This window comes from Leifsonia xyli subsp. cynodontis DSM 46306, assembly GCF_000470775.1.
GTDB classification, from domain to species: domain Bacteria; phylum Actinomycetota; class Actinomycetes; order Actinomycetales; family Microbacteriaceae; genus Leifsonia; species Leifsonia cynodontis.
The window spans coordinates 1087300-1107005 of sequence record NC_022438.1 but is presented as its reverse complement, the minus strand read 5'-3'; the positions used below and the strand labels follow the sequence as shown (position 1 = coordinate 1107005).

19 protein-coding genes and 1 pseudogene are annotated in these 19706 nt (G+C 68.5%); 3 read left to right on the top strand and 17 right to left on the bottom strand.

The window, feature by feature from the left end:
- Positions 1-36 precede the first annotated feature (36 nt).
- Complete coding sequence (locus tag O159_RS05235; RefSeq protein ID WP_043993538.1) at positions 37-1266, top strand: DUF349 domain-containing protein; 1230 nt, start codon at positions 37-39, stop codon at positions 1264-1266.
- Positions 1267-1597: 331 nt separating this feature from the next.
- Here the strand turns inward: O159_RS05235 and O159_RS14980 are convergent, their stop codons facing one another.
- The 12 genes from O159_RS14980 to pdxS all read right to left on the bottom strand — a co-directional run bounded on the left by O159_RS14980 (position 1598) and on the right by pdxS (position 12537).
- Positions 1598-1813: a hypothetical protein gene (locus tag O159_RS14980; RefSeq protein WP_169725663.1), complete on the bottom strand. Its 216-nt coding sequence runs from the start codon at positions 1811-1813 to the stop codon at positions 1598-1600.
- A gap of 142 nt (positions 1814-1955) precedes the next feature.
- Positions 1956-4205: a RelA/SpoT family protein gene (locus O159_RS05225; protein ID WP_021754699.1), complete on the bottom strand. Its 2250-nt coding sequence runs from the start codon at positions 4203-4205 to the stop codon at positions 1956-1958.
- Positions 4206-4298: 93 nt separating this feature from the next.
- Positions 4299-4652 carry a rhodanese-like domain-containing protein gene (locus O159_RS05220; RefSeq protein ID WP_021754698.1) on the bottom strand — a complete coding sequence of 118 codons (354 nt, stop codon included), beginning with the start codon at positions 4650-4652 and terminating at the stop codon, positions 4299-4301.
- A 9-nt stretch (positions 4653-4661) separates the two neighbouring features.
- Positions 4662-5678: a protein translocase subunit SecF gene (secF, locus tag O159_RS05215; RefSeq protein ID WP_021754697.1), complete on the bottom strand. Its 1017-nt coding sequence runs from the start codon at positions 5676-5678 to the stop codon at positions 4662-4664.
- A complete protein-coding gene (secD, locus tag O159_RS05210) occupies positions 5678-7408 on the bottom strand; it encodes a protein translocase subunit SecD (protein ID WP_021754696.1) in 1731 nt (576 codons plus the stop codon). The genes secF and secD overlap by 1 nt, the downstream gene beginning before the upstream one ends.
- 67 nt (positions 7409-7475) lie before the next feature.
- Positions 7476-7877 carry a preprotein translocase subunit YajC gene (locus O159_RS05205; RefSeq protein ID WP_043993536.1) on the bottom strand — a complete coding sequence of 134 codons (402 nt, stop codon included), beginning with the start codon at positions 7875-7877 and terminating at the stop codon, positions 7476-7478.
- Positions 7878-7932: 55 nt separating this feature from the next.
- Positions 7933-8970 carry a Holliday junction branch migration DNA helicase RuvB gene (gene ruvB / locus O159_RS05200; protein ID WP_021754694.1) on the bottom strand — a complete coding sequence of 346 codons (1038 nt, stop codon included), beginning with the start codon at positions 8968-8970 and terminating at the stop codon, positions 7933-7935.
- The gene (ruvA, locus tag O159_RS05195) at positions 8967-9590 is read right to left on the bottom strand and encodes a Holliday junction branch migration protein RuvA (RefSeq protein WP_021754693.1); all 624 of its coding nucleotides are present in this window, start codon (positions 9588-9590) and stop codon (positions 8967-8969) included. Before ruvA ends, ruvB begins: the two co-directional genes overlap by 4 nt.
- A complete protein-coding gene (gene ruvC / locus O159_RS05190) occupies positions 9587-10207 on the bottom strand; it encodes a crossover junction endodeoxyribonuclease RuvC (protein ID WP_201766248.1) in 621 nt (206 codons plus the stop codon). Before ruvC ends, ruvA begins: the two co-directional genes overlap by 4 nt.
- 18 nt (positions 10208-10225) lie before the next feature.
- The gene (locus O159_RS05185) at positions 10226-10987 is read right to left on the bottom strand and encodes a YebC/PmpR family DNA-binding transcriptional regulator (RefSeq protein WP_021754691.1); all 762 of its coding nucleotides are present in this window, start codon (positions 10985-10987) and stop codon (positions 10226-10228) included.
- 64 nt (positions 10988-11051) lie between these two features.
- Positions 11052-11645, bottom strand: coding sequence for a pyridoxal 5'-phosphate synthase glutaminase subunit PdxT (pdxT, locus tag O159_RS05180; RefSeq protein ID WP_021754690.1), 594 nt, complete (start codon positions 11643-11645; stop codon positions 11052-11054).
- Entirely contained in the window at positions 11635-12537 is a 903-nt protein-coding gene (pdxS, locus tag O159_RS05175; protein WP_021754689.1) for a pyridoxal 5'-phosphate synthase lyase subunit PdxS, read from the bottom strand. Before pdxS ends, pdxT begins: the two co-directional genes overlap by 11 nt.
- A gap of 69 nt (positions 12538-12606) precedes the next feature.
- Between pdxS and O159_RS05170 the strand changes: the two genes are divergently transcribed.
- Together O159_RS05170 and pdxY are read left to right on the top strand one after the other, a co-directional pair.
- Positions 12607-13938 (top strand): aminotransferase class I/II-fold pyridoxal phosphate-dependent enzyme, encoded by a 1332-nt coding sequence (locus tag O159_RS05170; RefSeq protein ID WP_021754688.1) that lies wholly within the window; start codon positions 12607-12609, stop codon positions 13936-13938.
- Positions 13935-14786, top strand: coding sequence for a pyridoxal kinase PdxY (gene pdxY / locus O159_RS05165; protein WP_021754687.1), 852 nt, complete (start codon positions 13935-13937; stop codon positions 14784-14786). The genes O159_RS05170 and pdxY overlap by 4 nt, the downstream gene beginning before the upstream one ends.
- 15 nt (positions 14787-14801) lie before the next feature.
- Here pdxY and O159_RS05160 read toward each other — a convergent pair whose 3' ends face one another.
- From O159_RS05160 to O159_RS05140, 5 genes and pseudogenes are all read right to left on the bottom strand, one after another.
- A complete protein-coding gene (locus O159_RS05160) occupies positions 14802-15404 on the bottom strand; it encodes an HIT family protein (protein ID WP_021754686.1) in 603 nt (200 codons plus the stop codon).
- Positions 15392-17368 (bottom strand): threonine--tRNA ligase, encoded by a 1977-nt coding sequence (gene thrS / locus O159_RS05155; RefSeq protein WP_021754685.1) that lies wholly within the window; start codon positions 17366-17368, stop codon positions 15392-15394. Before thrS ends, O159_RS05160 begins: the two co-directional genes overlap by 13 nt.
- 44 nt (positions 17369-17412) lie before the next feature.
- Positions 17413-18432: pseudogene (locus tag O159_RS16775) on the bottom strand (DUF1343 domain-containing protein); the annotation flags it as partial.
- Positions 18433-18918: 486 nt separating this feature from the next.
- Positions 18919-19131: a hypothetical protein gene (locus O159_RS05145; protein WP_144267573.1), complete on the bottom strand. Its 213-nt coding sequence runs from the start codon at positions 19129-19131 to the stop codon at positions 18919-18921.
- A gap of 213 nt (positions 19132-19344) precedes the next feature.
- On the bottom strand, positions 19345-19578 hold the full coding sequence (locus O159_RS05140) for a hypothetical protein (RefSeq protein WP_021754682.1): 234 nt from the start codon (positions 19576-19578) through the stop codon (positions 19345-19347).
- Positions 19579-19706: the final 128 nt, after the last annotated feature.

The window sequence follows — 19706 nt, the reverse complement described above, 5'->3', positions numbered from 1 at the left end:
TGATTCCATCGTGGCACTGCAAGCAAGGTGAGGCTCTTGGCTACTTCTGAACAGCACCCCTGGGGTCGCGTCGACGAGACCGGCACCGTGTATGTCCGAGAGGGCGACGGCGAACGCGCCGTCGGCCAGTACCCGGACGGCACGCCGGAGGAAGCGATCGCGTACTTCGAACACAAGTACCTCGATCTCGCCGGGCAGGTCGGCCTGCTGGAGCAGCGCGCGCGGCGCGGCGCCCCCGCCACCGGCATCGCCAAGTCGGTCTCCACGCTGCGCGCCGCCGTCGACGGCGCGAACGCCGTCGGCGACCTCGCCGGTCTCTCCACCCGTCTGAACGCTCTGAGCGGCGTGGTGGAGGAGCTGACCGAACAGCAGAGCGCCGAGGCGAAGGCCGCGCTCGACCAAGCGGTCACCGACCGCACCGCCATCGTCGAGGAGGCGGAGGCGCTGGCCGCGCAAGACCCGGCCCACACGCAGTGGAAACAGACCACCGCTACCCTGGACGCGCTCTTCGCGCGCTGGCAGACGCACCAGCATGAGGGCCCGCGACTCCCCAAGGGTGAGGCGAACGAGCTCTGGAAGCGATTCCGCAGCGCCCGCTCGAGCATCGAGCACAACCGCAAGGCTTTCTTCGCGGAACTCGACAACCAGCACCGCGATGTGCGCACCCGCAAGAACGCGCTCATCGAGAGCGCAGAACGCCTCATCCCGCTCGGCGCCGACGGCGTCCCGGAGTACCGTCGGCTGCTCGACCAGTGGAAGCTCGCCGGGCGAGCCGGCAAGAAGAACGACGATGCCCTCTGGGCGCGCTTCAAAGCAGCCGGCGACGCGATCTACTCGGCCAAGGCCGAGGTCGACGCACGCGACAACGAGGAGTACGAGGCCAACCTCCAGCTCAAACTCGCCCTCCTCGAAGAGGCAGAGCCGCTTCTGAACGAGAAAGACCGCGAGACAGCGCGCGCCACGCTGCTCGCCATCCAGGAGCGCTGGGATGCGATCGGCCGCGTTCCGCGCGACCACGTCCGGACCGTCGAGGACCGTCTGCGCAAGGTCGAGGCCTCTGTCCGCCGCCTGGACGAGGAGCACTGGCAGCGCAACGACCCGGAGAAGAAGGCACGCTCGGAGGGACTCGCCAGCCAGCTCAACACGGCGATCGCCAAGCTGGAGCACGAGCTCGACGAGGCGAAGGCCGGCGGCGACGCCGACAAGGTGAAGGCCTCCCAGGAGGCGCTCGACGCCCGCCGCATCTGGTTGAACGCGCTGGGCTGAGCGCACGCCGCTGAGCGAGGAGGCAGCGCTCCTCCACAGACAGCAGCCGACGGCGACGAGTTTCCCGCCGATTCTCCGAACCGGGCCGGCCTCGCCCCGTGCCCCGGAATGCTGGGGGCATGACGAAAGCATGTCCCTCGCTCCTCGACCGCAGCATCCTTCCGCTCAGCGAGCTTCTCTCCCTCGTGCTCGACGGGCAGCTCTACCGCGTCGGCGATGCGTTCGCGCCGCCCGACATCCCGGACACCGCCGTCCTCCGCGCCCGCGTCTTCTCGGGGCACCGTCCCGGCATCGCCGTCGCCGACCGGGGAACGGCGCGTGGATACACGGCTCACGGAGCTCCCCGCCGGCACGGCCGCAGGTGTGCGTCGATCCGGCGCGCCGCAGCCGCCTCTCCCCGGCCTTCGACGCGCAGCAGCGCGCTCTCGACGAGGATGACACGGTCGCCTTCGAAGGCGTGCGGGTCACGACGCCACTGCGCACGGCCGCCGATCTCCTGCTGACGCTTCCCGTGTTCCGGGCTGCCGACGCGCTGGAGACACGGCACCTGCTGATTCTCGCAGGCGCCAGCACGGAACAGCTGCGCCTTTGTCTCGAACGCTCCCGCCGAAGCGGAGTCTCCCGTGCGACGGACAGAATCGCGGCCGTCCGGCACGCTCGCCTGCCGATCCCTGCGCCCTGGCCAGCGCTCAGCCCGCGCTGACGCGATACACGTCGTAGACGGTGTCGATGCGGCGGACGGCATTGAGCACGCGGTCGAGGTGGGTGGTGTCCCCCATTTCGAACACGAACCGGCTGAGCGCCAGCCGGTCGCTCGATGTCGTGACCGTCGCGGAAAGGATGTTCACATGATGCTCCGAGAGCACTCGCGTCACATCGAAGAGCAGCCCGGAACGGTCCAGAGCCTCCACTTGGATCTGCACCAGGAAGACGCTCTTCGAACTCGGCGCCCACTCGACCTCGATCATCCGCTCGGGCTCCTGCAAGAGAGACTGCACGTTGTGGCAGTTCGCCTGATGCACAGAAACGCCCTGGCCGCGGGTGATGAAGCCGACGATCGGGTCGCCCGGCACCGGCGTGCAGCACTTCGCGAGTTTGACCAGGATGTCGGGAGCACCCCGCACCAGCACGCCGGAATCGCTGTTCCGCAGCTGTTTGGCACGGCCTTTGACCGGAATCTCGAGCTCGCCGTCGGACTCGACCTCGCTCTGCAGGGAAGCGACGATCTTCTCGATGACGGACTGCGTCGAGATGTGGCCCTCGCCGACCGCCGCGTACAGCGACGAGACATCCGCGTGCTTCAGCGACGAGGCGACCTCCACCAGCGCGTCCTGCGTCATGAGCTTCTGCAACGGAAGGTTCTGCTTGCGCATCGCGCGCGCGATCGCGTCCTTGCCCTGCTCGATCGCCTCGTCTCGGCGTTCTTTCGTGAACCACTGGCGGATCTTGTTGCGCGCCCGTGGGCTTTTGACGAAAGTGAGCCAGTCCTGGCTCGGGCCGGAGTCCGGGTTTTTGGAGGTGAAGATCTCCACCACGTCGCCGGTCGTGAGGCTGCTCTCCAAGGGGACGAGGCGGCCGTTGACCTTCGCGCCCATCGTCCGGTGCCCGACTTCAGTGTGGACGGCGTAAGCGAAGTCCACGGGCGTCGCGCCGGTGGGGAGGCCGATCACGCGCCCCTTCGGCGTGAAGACATAGACCTCCTTCGCCCCGATCTCGAAGCGCAGCGAATCGAGGAACTCGCCCGGGTCGGCGGTCTCGGCCTGCCAGTCGGAGATGTGCGCGAGCCACGCGAGATCCGTGCCGTCCCTGCCCGGACCGCCGGAACTCTTGCCCGTGGTCTGCTCCTTGTACTTCCAGTGGGCCGCGACGCCGAACTCGGCTCGCTGGTGCATCTCCTCGGTGCGGATCTGGATCTCGACAGGCCGGCCCTGCGGTCCGATGACCGTCGTGTGGAGCGACTGGTACAGGTTGAACTTCGGCGTCGCGATGTAGTCCTTGAAACGGCCCGGCATCGGCGTCCAGCGGGCGTGGATCTGGCCGAGGACCGCATAGCAATCGCGCACGGTCGTCACGAGGACGCGGATGCCGACGAGATCGTAGATATCGTCGAACTCCCGGCCGCGCACGACCATCTTCTGATAGATCGAGTAGTACTGTTTCGGCCTGCCGACGACCTTGCCGCGTATCCGTGCCGACTTCAGATCGTCGTTGATCGCGTCGATCATCTGCTGGACGAGCCGCTCCCGTTCCGGTGTGCGCTGCTTGACGAGACTCTCGATCTCGACGTAGAGCTTCGGGTACAGGACGGCGAACGACAGGTCTTCGAGTTCCCACTTGATCGCCTGGATACCGAGGCGGTGTGCGAGCGGAGCGTAGATCTCCAACGTCTCCGTCGCCTTGCGCGCGGCGTTCGCGGCCGGCACGAAGCCCCAAGTGCGGGCGTTGTGCAGCCGGTCCGCGAGTTTGACGATCAGAACGCGAATGTCCTTCGACATCGCGACGATCATCTTGCGGACGGTCTCCGCTTGGGCGCTGTCACCGTACTTGACCTTGTCGAGCTTGGTGACCCCGTCCACCAGCATCGCGATCTCATCGCCGAACTGGTCACGGACTTCGTCGAGGGTGTAGTCGGTGTCCTCCAGCGTGTCGTGCAGCAGAGCCGCGGCGATCGTCTTCGCCCCGATTCCAAGGTCGGCGATGATCTGCGCGACGGCGACCGGGTGCGTGATGTACGGCTCGCCGGAACGACGCTTCTGGCCGGAGTGCGCGCTCTCGGCGACAGCGTACGCGCGCTCGATCAGCGAGAGATCGGCCTTGGGATCGTGCATGCGCACCGTGCGGATCAGGGTGTCGACCGCGCCGGCGGGCTGGGCGCGCGAGAAGATGCGGGGCACGAGGCGACGCAAGGACGCAGACTGCGGTGTCGATGTGTCAACCATGTGCGCGCCTCCTGTCCTCCATTATCACCGCTGCGGAGGGTCCCTCGTGTACGGGGTGGGGGCCAGGCGCGCTCCGGCGAACGGTCCCGATCGTCAGACCACGGTCCCGGGCGAACCATCCGGGCGGGTGACAGCGCCGCCGGACGATGCCCAAGCGTCCATACCGCCACTGACATTGACGGCGGGACAGCTAGCCCGGAGCAGGGCGTCGGTCACCATCCGGGAGCGGCCTCCGGAGCGACAGATGACCAGGATCTGTTCGCCCTCGGGCAGCTCGTGCCGGCGGACGTCGAGTTCGGAGAGGGCGATGTGGTGAGCGCCCGGGGCGTGCCCCGCCTCCCACTCGTGCTGCTCGCGGACGTCGAGCAACCAGGCCGCGCCCGCCTCGATCAGCTCTCTGGCACGGGTGGCACTCACCTCCGTCTCGGAGAGGTCGTAACCGGCCATACCCGAGCCCTATTCCGCCGCGACCGGCTGGACGGCGCTCTTGGCGGCCTTGGGCCGCACGGAGAGCACCTTCTGGTCGTGCTTCCTGATAGCGGGCTCGTGCTCGCGGAACTGCGAGTACATCGGCGCCCCCAGGAAGATGGTGGAGTAGGTGCCCACCACGATGCCGATCAGCAGTGCCAGCGAGATATCGCGGAGGGTCGCGGCGCCGAGGGCGTACGCTCCGATGAAGAGGATCGAGGCCACCGGGAGCACGGCGACGACAGCGGTGTTGATCGAGCGGACGAGAGTCTGATTGACCGCGAGGTTGACAGACTCCGCGAAGGTGCGCCGGGTGAGGTCCATCTCCTCCTTCGTGTTCTCGCGGATCTTGTCGAACACCACCACGGTGTCGTACAGCGAGTAGCCGAGGATGGTCAGGAAGCCGATCATGGTGGCCGGCGAGACCTCGAAACCGACGAGCGCGTAGATACCCGCGGTGATGATCAGATCGTGGAACAGCGAGACGATCGCCGAAGCCGACATCTTCCAGGTGCGGAAGTAGAGCGCCATCGCGATGAACGCGAGAAGCAGGAAGACGACCAGGCCCTGAATGGACTGCTGCGTCACGTCCGCGCCCCACGACGGGCCGATGAACGTCGAAGAGACATCGCTGTCGTCCACGCTGTACGCCTTGGCGAGCGCGTCGGCGACCGCCTTGGTCTGCGTCTCCGAAAGCTGATCCGTCTGGACCTGCACGGCGTCCCGGCCGACGATGCTCACATGGGAGACGGCGTTGAGCACGACGCCGGCGAGAGCCGACTGCGCCTTGCGGGTGTCGGTGTTCTGGACGCTGGTGATCTGGAACTGCGATCCGCCGCGGAACTCGATCGAGAAGTTGAAGCCGCCCTTGAGCACCGGGACGAGGATGGAGAGCACGACCATGATGGCCGCGATCGTGTACCAGATCTTGCGGTTGCTGACGAAGGCGAACGAGCGCGCTCCGGTGTAGAGGTCGTTGCCGAACTGAGTGAGACGGCTTGCCATCAGGAGTCCTTCCCCTCGGCCGATCGATCCGAGGACGACGAAGACACGGCGAGTTCGGCGGCCTTCCGTTCGGCGATCGTCTGGCGGCGAGCCGCCTCATTGGAACTGCGAGCGGCCTTACCCCTGTTGGCCGACAGGGCCGGTGCGCGGAACTGCGCCGCCCCGCGGTACACGACGCCGAGCGCCTGCGGATCGAGGCCGGAGAGCCTGTGGCCCTCGGAGAAGAACGCCGTCTTCGCGAGGAGTTGCAGCGCCGGGTGGGTGAAGAGCAGCACCACGATCACGTCGATGATCGTCGTGATCCCGAGGGTGAACGCGAAGCCGCGCACGTTCGCCGCCGCGAGGATGTACAGCACGACCGCGGCCAGGAGGTTGGTCGCCTTGGACGCGTAGATGGTGCGGCGGGCGCGGCCCCAGCCCGCCTCGACGGCGGACTCGAGGGAACGGCCGTCGCGCAGCTCGTCGCGTATTCGCTCGAAGTAGACGATGAAGGAGTCCGCTGTGAAGCCGATGGCCACGATCAGCCCCGCGACGCCGGCGAGCGAGAGACGGTAGTCGTAGTGCCAGGACAGCAGCGAAATGGTGAGCCAGGTGAGCACACCCGCGACGACCAGAGAGAAGATCGTCACAAAGCCCAGGAGGCGGTACTGGAAGAACGTGTAGATCGCGACCAGGAGGAGGCCGATCAGACCCGCGATCAGACCCGCGAGAAGCTGCGCCGAGCCGAGTGTGGCGGAGATCGTGTCCTGGCTCTGCACCTTGAAGCTGAACGGCAGAGCGCCGAATTTGAGCTGGTCGGCCAGAGCCTTGGCGCTCGACTCCGTGAAGTTGCCGGTGATCTGCGGCTTGCCGTCCGTGATGGCCGACTGGGTGGTCGGCGCGGAGATGACCTTGCCGTCCAGGACGATCGCGAACTGGTTCTGCGAGCCGGTGAGCCCGACGAGGCGCGTGGTGACATCCGCGAACTGTTTGGTGCCGTCGCCGTCGAAGACGATGTTCACAGCCCACTGGCCGGTGGTCACACCCTGCGAACTCTGCACCAGGCCGGCGTTCGCGTCCTTGATGTTCTGCCCTTTGACCTCGACCGGGCCGAGCAGATATTTAACTGTGTCGCCATCGTCGCAGGTGATGAGCGGCTGGTCGGTCGGCGCGGAGCTCAGATCCTGCTGGTCGGCGGACTTGCACTCGAACGCGTTGAATTCGGCCTGCAGCTTCGGCGTGACCCAGGCGAGGTCGCTGCCGTTCTTCGGCGTGGCCGTCGGCGTCGACGACAGGTCCGGGGCGGGCGTCGGCGCAGGGGTGGATTTGCCGTCGGCGCCAACGACCTCGTTGGTCGGGCCTCCAGCGACGAGCACCGGGCGGAAGTCGAGGCGGGCACTGGACTTCACCCGGTTCAGCGTCGCCTCATCGGGTTTGCCCGGGAGCGAGACGACGATGTTCCGGAAGCCCTCGGTGGAGATCTGCGCCTCCGAGACACCGGAAGCGTCGATGCGCTGGCGGATGATCGAGACCGCCTGGTCGAGCTGCTGCTGCTGCACCGCCTCGCCGTTGGACACCTGCGGCGCCAGGATGATCTGGGTGCCGCCCTCGAGGTCGAGGGCGAGCTTCGGCAGCCAGGTGGCTTTGCTGAAGAGGATGCCGGCCGTGAGGGTCCCGAGAAGGACCACCACGATGACACCGAGCCATGTCAGCGAACGCCAGGCTTTTTTGACCGGGATCGACTTTGCCACCTAGGAACTCAGCTTTCTACGAGCGTTCCGCGCCCTCCTGCCGGGCGACGGAACACGGCGGATGCTATCAGTCGTCGCTCTTGGCGCCGGGCTTCGGGGACGATTCCTCGATCCGCTCGCCGAATTCGGGCGCGTCGTGACGGATCGCGGTGTCCGTGTTGAGCTCGGCCTCGGGGGCGGCGGCGGCCTCGGCGACGACGGCATCCTTCGGCTCGATGACACGGGCGAGCACCTGACGGTGGACCTTCACGGCCTGACCGGGACTGGTCTCGATAAGCGCGGTGTTGTCGTCCTCATCTACGGACAGGAGCGTCCCATAGAGCCCGAAGTTGGTCATGATCTCGACTCCGGGCACCATCTTCGATCGCGTCTCCGCCTGCTCCTTGCTCCGCTTGCGGCTGTTGCGGAACATGAAGAAGACGAGGGCGGCCAGGATGATGACCATCACAATGGTCAACGGGTCAATCATGAAGTCTCTCGAACCTTCCGATGGGTCTGGGTGTAGGCCGAATGGCCAGCTTGAATTATAAGTCATCCATCAGTGATGGAGGCTGTGAGTGTACTTGCCGGGGAGTCGCGAGGCCGAAATGGCGCCAGGCGGCGGCGGTCGCCACGCGGCCGCGCGGCGTCCGCGAGAGCAGTCCGATGCGAACCAGGAAGGGCTCGACCACCGATTCGATCGTCTCCGCTTCCTCCCCGACGGAGACCGCCAGGGTGTTCAGGCCCACCGGTCCCCCCTCGAAACGCTCCAGGATCGCGTGCAGCACAGCGCGGTCGAGCCGGTCGAGACCGAGCTCGTCCACGTCGTACAGCTCCAGTGCGGCGCGGACGGCGGCGATGTCGGCCCGCCCGCCGTGGACGAGCGCGTAGTCGCGCACGCGGCGAAGCAGGCGGTTGGCGATGCGCGGGGTGCCCCGGCAGCGGCCGGCGATCTCGGCGAGCGCCTCCCGGTCGATCTCGAACTCGAGCATGACGGCCGCGCGCGCGAGGACCTGCGTGAGCTCGCCCTCGTCGTAGAACTCGAGGTGGGCGGTGAAACCGAAGCGGTCCCGGAGCGGATTCGGGAGCAGCCCCGAACGGGTCGTCGCGCCGACGAGCGTGAACGGCGCCAGATCGAGGGGGATGGACGTCGCGCCCGCGCCCTTGCCGACCATGATGTCGATGCGGAAGTCCTCCATCGCCAGATAGAGCATCTCTTCGGCGGTGCGGGCCATCCGGTGAATCTCGTCGATGAAAAGCACCTCGCCCGGGGTGAGCGAGGAGAGCAGGGCGGCGAGGTCCCCGGCGTGCTGGATGGCAGGGCCGCTGGAGAGGCGCAGCGGCCGGTCGCTCTCGTGGGCCACGATCATCGCGAGAGTGGTCTTGCCGAGGCCGGGCGGACCGGCGAGCAGGATGTGGTCGGCGGTGCGTTCCTGCATGCGGGCGGCGGTCAGCAGCAGCTGCAATTGGCCGCGGACTTTGGCCTGGCCGACGAACTCGGCCAGCGTCCGCGGGCGGAGGGCGCCCTCGAAGGCGAGCTCCGACTCGGACTCGAGTTCAGGGGCGGTCAGATCGTCGCTCATCGGGTCGCCTGGTTCGCGGGTCCGAGGCGGGCGAGGGTCAGCCGCAGCAGGGTCTGGACACTGTCCCGTTCGCTCTCGGCAGCGCTGGCGACCACCTCGGCGACGGCCTCGCCGGCGACTTTCTCCGGCCAGCCGAGACCGACGAGGGCGACCAGGACGCTGTCGTGTACGGAGGACGGGGCGCTGGGTCTCCGGGCGGACGGAGCGGACAGGCGGCGGCCAGCGGCGAGCTTGCCGGTGAGCGAGACGACGATGAGCTTCGCGGTTTTGGGACCGATGCCGGAGACCGTTCGGAACGGGGCGTCGTCGTCGGCGGCGACGGCATCCGCCACCTGATCAGGGCTGAGGACGGAGAGCACGCCGATCGCGGACTTCGGGCCGACGCCGGAGACGCCGTTCAGCAGTTCGAACACCTGCAACTGCTCCAGGTCGGAGAAGCCGAAGAGCTGCAGGGAGTCCTCGCGGACGATGAGCGTGGTGTGGACGAACGCCTCGTCGCCGACGCGGAGGGACAGGGCGTGATCGGGGGTGAGCTGGACGGCGAAGCCGACGCCCCCCACCTCGATCACGGCCGTGCCGCCGCTGGCAGAGAGGACGGTGCCGCGGAGGGAGGAGATCACCTGGCCAGCCTACGGGGAGCGGCCGACGTCCGGGCGGTGGAGCGCTCCGCGGCGCGCCACGCGGCCTGCGCGGGCGTGAGCGACGTTCCCGCCGAGGCGGCGGGGTCGACCGCTCCGGACGGGGACGAAGACGGGGAGGGAGCCGTCCCGCCCCGCCACGCATGGCAGATCGCGATGGCGAGCGCGTCGGCGGCGTCCGCCGGCTTGGGTGCCTCGGGAAGCCCGAGAATACGGGCGACCATCCCCTGCACCTGCTTCTTGTCCGCCGAGCCGTAGCCCGTGATCGCCGCCTTGATCTCGCTCGGTGTGTGCAGGGCGACGGGCAGGCCGCGCTGCGCGGCCGTGTGCAGCGCGACGCCGCTCACCTGCGCCACACCCATCACCGTCCGCAGGTTGTGCTGCGCGAACACACGCTCGATGGCGACCACCGCCGGGCCGTACACGTCCAGGAGCGCGGCGATCCCGTCCCCGACGGCGAGCAGCCGCTGTTCGAGAGGCATGTCCGCCGGGGTCCGGATGACCGTCACCTCGACCAGGGCGGCGCGGCGGTCGCGACGCACATCCACCACCCCGACACCGCACCGGGTGAGACCGGGGTCGATGCCGAGCACCCGGATCGTCATGGGAGGCCGCCGCTACTCGTCGTCGGCGAGCTCAGCCTGCACATCGGCGCTGAGGTCGAGGTTGGTGTAGACGTTCTGCACGTCGTCCGAGTCCTCGAGGGCGTCGATCAGGCGGAAGACCTTGCGGGCGGCATCGGCATCCGTCTGCACCGTGACCGTGGCCACGAACTCGGCGTCGGCGGAGTCGTAGTCGATGCCGGACGACTGCAGGGCTGTGCGCGCTGCGACCAGATCGGTCGCCTCGGTGAGCACCTCGAACGACTCGCCGCGGTCAGTGACCTCCTCGACGCCCGCTTCGAGCACCGCGCCGAGCACTGCGTCCTCGTCCACTCCGTCCGCGTGGGGAACGACGATGACGCCCTTGCGGTGGAAGTTGTAGGCCACGCTGCCCGGGTCGGCCATGGTTCCACCGTTGCGGGTCATCGCGGTGCGCACCTCGGCAGCGGCGCGGTTCTTGTTCTCGGTGAGGCACTCGATCAGGAGGGCGACTCCGCCGGGGCCGTAGCCCTCGTACATGATCGTCGTGTAGTCGATGGACTCGCCAGTGAGACCCGCGCCGCGTTTGATCGCGCGGTCGATGTTGTCGTTCGGGACCGAGGTCTTCTTCGCCTTCTGGACGGCATCCACGAGCGTCGGGTTACCGGACAGGTCGGCGCCGCCGATCTTCGCGGCGACCTCGATGTTCTTGATGAGCTTGGCGAACGACTTCGCACGACGCGCGTCGATGACCGCCTTCTTGTGTTTGGTCGTTGCCCACTTGGAATGCCCGGACACTGGTGCTCCCTTGAGTTACGTTCTGAACCCGTCCATAGTAATGCCACCGTCCGCGCCGATCCGGTCAGCGCTGCCGCACCCCGGCGAGGAAGTGCTCGTGGAATCGGGTGTCGCCGGCGATCTCGGGATGGAAGGAGGTGCCGAGCAGATTCCCCTGCTGGACGGCGACGGCTCGGCCGTCCGTGAGACGTGCGAGCACACTCGCCCGCTCCCCCACGCTCTCCACGATCGGCGCGCGGATGAAGACGGCCCGCACCGGCTCCACGCCGAGGGCCGGGACATCGAGGTCAGTCTCGAAGGAGTCCGCCTGGGAGCCGAAGGCGTTGCGGCGCACCGCGATGTCCAGCCCGCCGAGGCTCTGCTGGCCGGCGATGCCGTCGACGATCGTGTCCGCGAGCATGATGAGGCCGGCGCAGGTGCCGTAGACCGGCAGGCCCGCGGCGATCGCCTCCTGCAGCGGCCGGGCGAGGCCGAAGGCGCGCGAAAGCTTGTCCATCACACTCGACTCGCCGCCCGGGATGACCAGACCGGCGACCGCGTCCAGTTCCTCCGGCCGGCGGACGGGAACCGCAAGGGCTCCCAGCCCACGCAGGAGGGCGATGTGCTCGCGGACATCGCCCTGGAGGGCGAGAACGCCGATCCGCGGGCTACCAGCCACGCTCGGCCAGGCGGTGCGGCGCGGCGAGGTCAGAGACGGAGATGCCGACCATCGCCTCGCCGAGCCCGCGGGACACCTCCGCGACGACCGAGGGATCGTCGTGGAAGGTGGTGGCTTTGACGATCGCGGCGGCGCGCTGCTGCGGATCGCCGGATTTGAAAATGCCGGAGCCGACGAAGACACCGTCCGCGCCGAGCTGCATCATCAGGGCCGCATCGGCCGGGGTGGCGACCCCGCCCGCGGTGAACAGCACGACCGGGAGCTTGCCGGTCTCCGCGACTTCCCGCACCAGCTCATACGGCGCCTGCAGATCTTTCGCCGCGACATACAGCTCATCGCGCGTCATCGAGGTGAGCGCTTTGATCTCCGCCGTGATCGTGCGGATGTGCTTGGTGGCCTCCGAGACATCGCCGGTGCCGGCCTCCCCCTTGGAGCGGATCATCGCCGCGCCCTCGTTGATGCGGCGGAGCGCCTCGCCGAGGGTGGTGGCGCCGCAGACGAACGGAACGGTGAACGGCCACTTGTCGATGTGGTTGACATAGTCGGCGGGCGAGAGCACCTCGGACTCGTCGATGTAGTCGACATCCAACGCCTGGAGCACCTGGGCTTCGACGAAGTGGCCGATGCGCGCCTTCGCCATGACCGGGATGGAGACTTCCGCGATGATCGCCTCGATGAGGTCCGGGTCGCTCATGCGGGCCACACCGCCCTGTGCCCGGATGTCCGCCGGGACGCGCTCGAGCGCCATCACGGCCACGGCCCCGGCGTCCTCGACGATGCGGGCCTGCTCGGGTGTCACGACGTCCATGATGACGCCGCCCTTGAGCATCTCGGCCAGGCCGCGCTTGACCCGGCTCGATCCCGTCGCGCTGCCCTGTTCTCTGTCTGTCATCGTCGCCCTCTCGTCTGGAACAAAGAATTGTTTGGCCTATGCCGAAAGATAGCATGATTAGCATGGGGGATGAGCGAGCTGAGCATCACCGGATCGACGGCAGCCGAGATCGCCGCGAGCGTGCGCGGACTCCACGAACGAGGCGCACTGCGCCGCGGAGACCCGCTCCCGCCGGTCCGCCAACTCGCGACCGCCCTGGGCGTCAACCGCAACACGGCCATCGCTGCGTACCGCCTGCTCGCCCAGGCCGGGGTCGTCGTCGCACACGGACGCGCAGGAACCGTCATCGCGGGCATCGAGGCCGTCGCGCAAGAGGGGTACGCGACAGACAGCGTGCTTCGCGACATCGGGACGGGCAACCCCGATCCGCGCCGCATCCCGGACCTCTCCGCCGCACTGTCCGCCGCGGTGGGTCGCCCGGTTCTCTACGGCGAGCCGGTGATCGATCCCGCTCTCGAAGAGCGGGCGCTTGAGTGGGTGCGCGGCGACCTGCTCGATCCGGAGGTGCGCATCACCGTCACGAACGGCGCGGCCGACGCCGTCGAGCGGCTGCTCGCCCAGGCCTTGCTCCGCGATGACGCCGTGGCACTGGAAGACCCGTGCTTCCTCGCGAGCATCCACACCGTCCGGCTGGGCGGCTATCGAGCGGTCCCCGTGCCGGTGGACGCCGAGGGAATGACCGTGAACGGCCTCCGCGCCGCCCTCGACGCCGGCGCGCGCGCGATCATCTGCACCCCGCGCGCGCAGAACCCGACCGGAGCGACGCTCTCGCCCGGCCGCGCCGCCGCGCTGCGGGCCGTGCTCGCGGACCACCCGTACGCGCTCATCATCGAGGACGACCACTTCTCGATGCTCTCCCAGCGCCCCTACGAGACGCTGATCGGCCCGGGCCACCGCCGGTACGCCCTGGTGCGCTCGGTGTCGAAGTTCCTCGGACCGGACATGTGCCTGGCCATCGCCGCGACCGATCCGGACACGGCAGAGCGGCTGGCTTTCCGGCTGAGCCCCGGGACGACCTGGGTCAGCCACATCCTGCAGCGGCTCGTGCTCGCCCAGCTCACCGACGACGCAGCGCTGCGCGAGGTCGCGGACGCAGGACGCCACTACGCCGAGCGGAACGCCGCGTTCGCGGCCCAGCTCACCGAACGCGGCCTCCCGGCCGAGGCGGGCGACGGCCTGAACCTCTGGGTGGCGCTGCCGGTGGAGGCCGCCCTGGTGACGGAGCGGCTGATGCGGCGGGGCTGGCTGGCGCGCACCGGAGCGGAGTTCGCGCTGCGAGAGCGTTCCGGACCCTCCCGCAACCTGCGGCTGACCGTCCACGACCTCAGCCCGGAGGAGAGCGAGCGACTGCTCGACGACCTCGCGGAGGCGGCGACGCGAAATGAGAGGATCGGAGGATGAAGATCCTGTCGATCCAGTCGGCGGTGGCCTACGGCCACGTCGGCAACTCCGCCGCCGTGTTCCCGCTCCAGCGCATCGGCGTCGAGGTCCTCCCCGTGTACACCGTGACCTTCTCGAACCACACCGGGTACGGGGCGTGGCGAGGCCCGCTCATCGCTCCGGCGGACGTCCGAGACGTGATCACCGGCATCGAGGAGCGCGGCGTGCTCGGCCAGGTGGACGCGGTTCTCTCCGGGTATCAGGGCAGCGAGGGAATCGGGGAGGTGATCGTGGACGCGGTCGCGCGGGTGAAGGCCGCGAACCCCTCCGCCGTCTACGCCTGCGACCCCGTCATGGGCAACGCGACATCCGGCTGCTTCGTCGCCCCGGCCATCCCGGACCTTCTGCGCGACCGGGTTGTGCCGGTCGCCGATATCATCACGCCCAACCAGTTCGAGCTCGGATACCTGACCGGCACCTCCCCCGACAGCCTCGAATCGACTCTGGCATCGGCGGATGCGGCGCGGGCGAGGGGCCCGCGCACGGTGCTGGTGACGAGCGTCGAGCGCCCCGACCGTCCCGAGGACACCATCGAGATGCTCGCGGTGGACGACGACGGCGCCTGGATCGTGCAGACTCCGCGTCTCCCGCTGAAGGCGAACGGCTCCGGCGATGTCACCGCCGCCCTGTTCACGGCCCACTACGTCCGCAGCGGCGATGCCGAGGGAGCGCTCCGGAAGACGGTGTCGAGCGTCTACGACCTGCTCGCCCGCACCCTCGACTCCGGCGAGCGCGAGCTCCGGCTCATCGAGTCGCAGGAGTTCTACGCCAACCCCCGCGAGCAGTTCGCCGTCCACCGCGTGCGCTGAGCGCGGCACGGCGAGCTACGCGGGCCAGGCGTCCGCGATGGCCGTGCGCACCTCGCCGAGCAGCTGCGGCAGGGCCTTCGTCTTGGCGATGATCGGGAGGAAGTTCGCATCCTGCGCCCAGCGCGGCACGATGTGCTGGTGCAGGTGCGCCGCGATGCCCGCCCCGGCGACGGCGCCCTGGTTCATCCCGATGTTGAAGCCGTCGTTGCGCGAGACCTCCCGAATGACGCGCATCGCCGTCTGGGTGAGGCTGCCGATCTCGGCGACCTCCTCGGGCGTCGCCTCGTCGTAGGTCGCGATGTGCCGGTAGGGGCAGACCAGCAGGTGCCCGCTGTTGTACGGGAACAGGTTGAGGAGAGCATAGGCGTACACGCCACGCGCGACGATCAGGGCGTCCTCGTCGCTCAGGCTGGGCGCGACGCAGAACGGGCAGTCGTCCGCGCCGGGCTGCTGACCGCGCTGGATGTAGACCATCCGGTGCGGGGTCCACAACCGCTGGAACTCATCCGGAACCCCGGCGAGGCACGACGGGTCGTCCACGCGCACGGAATCGGTGCGCGGGGTCTCGTCGCCCTCGCCGGCGCGGCCGGCGTAGTCGTCCAGGCTCAGGCGGGCCATGCGGTGTCGACCAGCTCGTGGGCCTGGACGCTCGCCACGATCCGCTCGATGGCGGCATCCACCGCCACGCCGTTCAGCTGCGTGCCGTCGCGGAAGCGGAAGCTCACGGTCCCGGCGTTCGCGTCCTCCTCGCCGACGATCAGCTGGAAGGGCACCTTGGCCTTGGTGTGGGTGCGGATCTTCTTCTGCATCCGGTCGTCGGAGTGGTCGACCTCCGCGCGCACGCCGCGGGCGCGGAGCCGCGCGACCACGTCGTCGAGGAATGGACCGTAGGCGTCGGCGACCGGGATGCCGACCGCCTGAACCGGTGAGAGCCACACGGGGAAAGCCCCGGCGTAGTGCTCAAGCAGAATGGCGAAGAACCGCTCGATCGAGCCGAGCAGAGCCCGGTGGATCATCGCGGGCTGTTTGCGGGTGCCGTCGGCCGCACTGTACTCCAGCTCGAACAGCTCCGGCTGGTTGAAGTCGAGCTGAACCGTCGACAGCTGCCAGGTGCGGCCGATCGCGTCGCGCGCCTGCACCGAGATCTTCGGTCCGTAGAACGCCGCGCCGCCCGGGTCGTCCACGAGCTCCAGCCCGGACTCGACCGCGACCTCGCGCAGCGTCTCGGTGGCGGTCTCCCAGCTCTCGTCGCTGCCGACGTACTTCTCCGGGTCCTTGGTGGAGAGCTCCAGGTAGAAGTCGGTCAGGCCGTAGCCGCGCAGGGTCTCCAGCACGAACTGGAGCTGGCGGGCGACCTCGTCGCGGATCTGCTCCTCGGTCACGTAGATGTGCGCGTCGTCCTGGGTCAGACCGCGCACGCGCGTGAGCCCGGACAGCGTGCCGGACTTCTCATAGCGGTACACGGTGCCGAACTCGCTGAACCGCAGCGGCAGCTCGCGGTAGCTGCGCCCGCGCGAGCGGAAGATCAGGTTGTGCATGGGGCAGTTCATCGGCTTCAGGTAGTAGTCCTGGCCCTGACGGGTGACGTTGCCCTCGGCGTCGCGCTCCTCGTCGAGGTGCATGGGCGGGAACATCCCCTCCCGATACCAGTTGAGGTGCTGGCTGGTCTCGAAGAGGTGCGCCTTGGTGATATGCGGCGTGTTCACCATCTCGTAGCCGTTCGCGATCAGCCGATCGCGCATATAGTCCTCGATCTCCTTGCGGATTATGCCGCCCCGGGGATGGAACACCGCCAGGCCCGAGCCGATCTCGTCGGGGAAGCTAAACAGGTCCAGCTCCACGCCGAGCTTGCGGTGGTCGCGTTTGGCGGCCTCCTCCATGCGGGTCTGGTACGCGCGCAGTTCGTCCTTGCTCGGCCACGCGGTGCCGTAGATGCGCTGGAGCTGCGGGTTCTTCTCCGACCCACGCCAGTAAGCGGCCGCCACGCGGGTGAGCGCCCAGCCGTTGCCGATCATGCGGGTGTTCGGCAGGTGCGGACCGCGGCAGAGGTCCTTCCACACAGTCTCGCCGGTCTTGGGGTCGACGTTGTCGTAGATGGTCAGCTCGCCCGAGCCGACCTCGACGGACTCGTCGGAACCGACGTCGGAGGACTCGGCGCTCGACCCCTTCAAGCCGATCAGCTCCAGCTTGTAGGGCTCGCCGGCGAGCTCCCCACGCGCCTCATCGTCGGTGACGACCCGGCGGACGAACCGCTGGCCCGCACGCTGGATGCGCGACATCTCCTTGTCGAGCGCCTTCAGATCCTCCGGCGTGAAGGGCTCGGCGACGTCGAAGTCGTAGTAGAAGCCGTCCGCGACGGGCGGGCCGATGCCGAGCTTCGCCTCCGGGTTGACCGCCTGCACCGCCTGGGCGAGCACATGCGCGGTGGAATGGCGCAGGATGGCGAGGCCGTCGGGAGAGTCGATGGTGACCGGTTCGACGACATCGGTCGTCGTGACGGCGGTCACGAGATCCTTCAGCTCACCGTTGACGCGCATCGCGACAACGGAACGGTCGGTGAAGAGCTCGAAGCCGTCGGCCACCTGATCCACTCCTAGAAGGTCATGTCGAAAGGGATGCGTCAACTCTAGCCGGGAATGGTTCCGCCCCCGGATCGGGCGGGCCGGTCAGCGGACGGCAGGGGCGGGAGGGCATACAGCCGGTGCGGCTGCGCACGCTCGCGGAACGTTGCGAGCCCGTCGCCCCAGCCCGCGGCGATCGTCTCGGGCGCGATCCCCGCCGCCAGCGACCGTCGCACGTCCGCCGTGCCGGTGAGCCGGTCGATCCAGGGAACGGTCTCCGCCTTCCCGCCACCGGACGGCAACAGGTCGGTCTCCTCACGCCAGCCGACGCCCGGCCTCGCGGCGAGCGCCTGGACCAGGCGCAGTCCGGTCCGGAGCCCGTCGAAGGCGTCGGGGGCGGTGACGTGCAGCTGAACGCCGCCGCACACCAGCCCGGACTGCTTTCCCGCCGCCGGGGTCGTCATCATCGCCCGGAGGAGCACGCCGGGGAGCTCGCGAGCGTTCAGCTCGTCCGCCAGCGCGACCGCGGCCACCTCGTCGAGACAGGAGTGGCCCGCCCACAGGAACGGCACGGTGGTACCGCGCCCCTCCGAGGCGTCGAGCGCTTCGATCAGGCCGGTTCCGGGGTACGCCCAGGCGCTCTCCCGCGTGGGGAGGTTCGGCGAGGGAGGAACCCACGGCAGGCCGTAGCCGTCGAGATGGCGCGCCGGGTCGTAGCCGGACATCCGCACGACGTGCAGCGCGGGCGGACGCGCGAGGAACTCCCCGGCGAACAGCCTCGCCAGCTCCCCCACCGTGAGGCCGTGCCGCAGCGGAATCTCCCGCAGTCCGACGAACGACGCCAGAGCGGGTTCGAGGACCGGCCCGTCCATGCGGTCTCCGAGAGGATTGGGCCGATCCAGCACGATCACCTCGACGTCGCGCTCCCCCGCCGCCGCCATCGCGAGGTACAGCGTCCAGATGTAGGTGTAGAAGCGCACGCCGACATCCTGGAGGTCGAACAGCAGCACATCCACCTCGCTCAGCATCCGCGGGGTGGGGCGCTGGGTCTCGCCGTAGAGCGACCAGACGGTGAAGCCGGTGCGCGCGTCACGATGGCACGGCGAAGGTCAGCGTAAAGAGCGAAGACGAGCAGCAGGGCGCCCTCACCAAGCTCACCGACAAGGGTTACGCGATCATCGGCACCTCCGGCAAGACCAGCAGCGACCGGGTGTATTCCCTCGCCAACGACACCTATTCGATCCGGCTGGGATTCGGCAAGACCGCCGACGGCTACACCGTCGATTACGCGGTCGCTCCGCGAGCGAAGTAGCCCCAGGAGATCACAGTGGACGGCATCCACGCGCTGACCGGGGGACCCGGGGCGCCGTTCTCGCGACCATCGCCGCCTTCTCACTGCTCGGCGCCGGCCTCTCGGCCGCGACCACGGCGCCCGGTGCGGCGCAGGCCGAGACAGCGCAGCCCGTGACGGCGACGTACGACAGCACCTTCCTGATCGACGATGTCCGGATGCTCTCCGACACATCGCCGGGCGATGGCGCCTGCGCCACGAGGGAGGGCACCTGCACCCTCTACGCGGCGATCCAGGAGGCCAACGCGTTGAACCGGGCGAACCCGGACACGAAGGTGCTGATCGCGCCCGCCGCCTCGCTCCGGCAGGCGAACGGGTCGTTCGCCCCCACCGGCAGCATCATGCTGCACACCCGGTCCGGGGTGCCGAACGGGCCCGATGGGTCGACCAACACCCAGAACAACCCCGACAACACGCAGCCGATGATCACCAACGGGACGGGGATGGTCGCCGAGGCCGGCAACTATGTCGACGGCGACACCTCCGCCTGGTTCGACGTGCAGGGGCAGGTGACCCTGGACTTCCAGGACCGGCTCGGCACCTACATCGTCGCCGACGGCTCCCCCTCGGCCGTGGCGTTCGTCTTCAGCGGCAAGAACGAATCGCTGCGCAACTTCAGCTCGATCAGTTCCAACGAGGGCGTGATCTACATCGGGGCCCGGGCCGAGAACACCACGATCCAGAACGGCGCGATCGGCAATCCGCCGAACTCCTCCCCCGCAGAGCGCGCGGTGACCATCGTCGGCGGCACCAAGAACACCACGATCTCCGCCGTCAGGTTCAACACGATCTGGATGATCCAGCTCGGCTTCCTCGACAACAACAACCAGCCGAGCCTGGCGATCGACGGCGTGACGGTCGACCGATCCGACTTCAACAACGACAGCTATATCGTCGGCCCGGGCGCGCAGAGCGTGCCGACCGGCGTCGGCGCGTGGCGGGGCAACAACATCCCGGTCAACAATCTCCGGATCACCAACAGCACGGGAACCACCTTCGCCGACAACA